2 protein-coding genes are annotated in these 2,645 nt (G+C 41.4%); one reads left to right on the forward strand and one right to left on the reverse strand.

All coding sequences use genetic code 11. The features are described 5' to 3' along the window. Positions 1-41 precede the first annotated feature (41 nt). Positions 42-1,751 carry an alkaline phosphatase D family protein gene (locus tag ACTF6W_RS09290; protein ID WP_438994261.1) on the reverse strand — a complete coding sequence of 570 codons (1,710 nt, stop codon included), beginning with the start codon at positions 1,749-1,751 and terminating at the stop codon, positions 42-44. Between the two features lie 190 nt (positions 1,752-1,941). Between ACTF6W_RS09290 and ACTF6W_RS09295 the strand changes: the two genes are divergently transcribed. Then, positions 1,942-2,645 (forward strand): FG-GAP repeat domain-containing protein (locus ACTF6W_RS09295; RefSeq protein ID WP_438994262.1); only part of this gene is annotated, 704 nt, incomplete at its 3' end.

Below are 2,645 nucleotides of genomic sequence, written 5' to 3' on the forward strand. Positions count from 1 at the left end.
GCGATAAACAATACACACCACATGATTGATTAAGATCGACATTAGGTAAAATCTATTGAGCCTTTATCATGGCGAAGCACATCAGAACGCAATAATTTAGGTTCATATGATTCCGTCAATATATTACTCATCGCGATGAAATCCACTTTGGCTTCTTCATGACTTAAATGAACTCTCACATAACCTTGATGCATATTATCGGTCCAAATGACCTCATCCAATTGATCTACAAAAATTTTATCGAGTTTACGGGATGTTTCATCATCCCAGCCACTATTGACAAAATCACCGGGCGACGAAATGCCCGCCGTTCCGATTTCTATACCCATAGAGTGACCGCCTTGATCATATAATTTATTGGCCCAAAAACTATGACTATCTCCTGTGAGAACTAATAAATCCGATGCCCCTACAGATTTACATAGATCATAAAATTTTTCGCGCGCTGCCGGGTAGCCATCCCATGTATCTGTATAAAAAGGAAGGTTAAAGCGCCCTTTCCAAAAAAGAGCATCTGCCGCTGTAGGTACATTTGGTGTACGCTCCCCACTATTTAAACGGGACGGATCAACTCCTAATTTTTCCACATCTGGAACCAACATTCGGGCAATGGGACAAGGGTTGCCAATAATCCGCCATGGTTGTTCTTTCTTTACTGAGGCGGAAAGACTTGTTTCTAATTCCTGTTCCATGGCTTCAGAAATCATCTTGCGGTCAGGATCACCAATAACATCGCGCATAAAGGCTTCCGCGTCCGTCTTGCTTTGAATTGATTCTGCATAATCCAAATAATCAACCTGCTTTCCGCGTGCCGTATGTCGACTTTCCAAAGTGACCAGTGTTAATAGATCACCAAACACATAACTACGCCAGAATTCCTCGCGTGTTCGCCCAGGCTTAGGATCACGAATTGGCATCCATTCGTAATATGCCTGCAGGGATGCGGCAAGACGAACTGACCATTCACCTTCGGTTTCCGGCTGATGGTTTTCCGCACCACCAATCCATGGGTTATTTGCCGATTCATGGTCATCCCAACATACAAGTAAAGGATGAGCCGCATGCATAGCAAGTGACCCTCTATCGGCTTTATATTGCGCATGCCTTTTACGGTAATCATCAAGTGTTACAATTTCATGGGCCGGATTATGAGCGCGGTTTATTGCGACCGAATGATCACCGCCCCAACCATCGGTACCGTATTCATAAATATAATCGCCTGTATGAAGAACAAAATCGACTTGTTCATCTTTTGCAATGGCGTCATACGCATTAAAATATCCCCAAGCAAAATTGGAACAGGATGCCAAAGCAATCCCTAAGTGATCAAGCTTACCTTCTGTCAAAGTTTTTGTGCGCCCAATGCCCGAATATGTGCCGTTCAAATGAAATCTATAATAATATGTTGCGCCAGCTTCCAAATTTTGTGGGATTACTTTCACGGTATGGTCTGCTGATTGATTTGCCTTTGCCATTCCACGCTCAACAATCTCTTGAAAATCATTATCTTTCGCTATTTCCCAATTGACCGTCTCTTGGCCCTTCATTGTTGTTACCCGTGTCCAAAGTACAACACTATTTTGCTGCGGGTCTCCACTAGCAACACCATGCTGAAAAACATCATTACTTAATTGAAATTCTTCTGCCTTGGCATCATTTTTGTTCAACGCTAACACAGGCAGCATAAGAGCCGTTGTAATCCCCCCTAAAGTAGCTTCTAGAGTTGACCTTCGTGTAAATTTCGAACTCATCTTTGTCTCCCATATCCTTATAAATAAATTAATTTTTAATACAGTATTCGGATAACAATCATAAATGACCCTTATATAACACTTTGTAGTAATTTTTATGAATATAGATACAGCATAAGACTATTACTTTACACTTCAATAAAACTCGCCTACTTTTTAATTTTATGGAAAATGAAATATGGACTTTAAATTGAAAAGAAAAACACTCGTCAATACTATTGCTCTTCAAATATTTGCACTTGGCGCAAATGCAGTGGCACAAGAAAGCCAACCTGATTTTACCCGCATACAACCTGATACATTCGGCGGCAACATGGCCCTTTCAAATGCTTGGGGCGATTATGATAATGATGGTGACCTTGATTTGGTTATTTCATTTAAAACAGGCGATGTTCGACTTTATAATAATGAACTTGGTGGTTTTACCAATGTCGGCCCTCTACTTGGTTTACCAACGGACGGAAAAGAAAGACGCTCAATTGCCTGGGGGGATTTCAATGCGGACGGATATCTTGATTTTTACGTCGGCAGTAATCGCTACGGTAATGAACTCTATATTAATAATAAATCCCAAGGATTCACCGAAGTTTCAAGACAAATGCGTGTTGACATCCCTCAAGTAAGTACAAGGCAAATCAACTGGATTGACTATGATAACAACGGCACATTGGATCTTTATGTTGCTGACCGCATAGGCCCTAATTATTTATTCAGTTATGACGGTGAAAAATTTACGGATGTCAGCAATGAAACGGGGCTAGCGGATCCGCGCGCGACCGTAGGTGCTTGCTGGTTTGACTATAACAGTGATGGTTTTCTTGACCTTTTCCTTGCCAATCAGGGAACCGGTAAAGACGCCCTTTATAAAAACGAAGGCGGTAAATTCAAGGATGT

This window comes from Pseudemcibacter sp. (assembly GCF_965661635.1).
In the GTDB taxonomy this organism is placed as follows: Bacteria; Pseudomonadota; Alphaproteobacteria; order Sphingomonadales; family Emcibacteraceae; genus Pseudemcibacter.

Bases quoted from the DNA above. Each gene is read 5' to 3' on its own strand.
- ACTF6W_RS09290 (WP_438994261.1), bottom strand. From the start codon at position 1,751: ATGAGTTCGAAATTTACACGAAGGTCAACTCTAGAAGCTACTTTAGGG.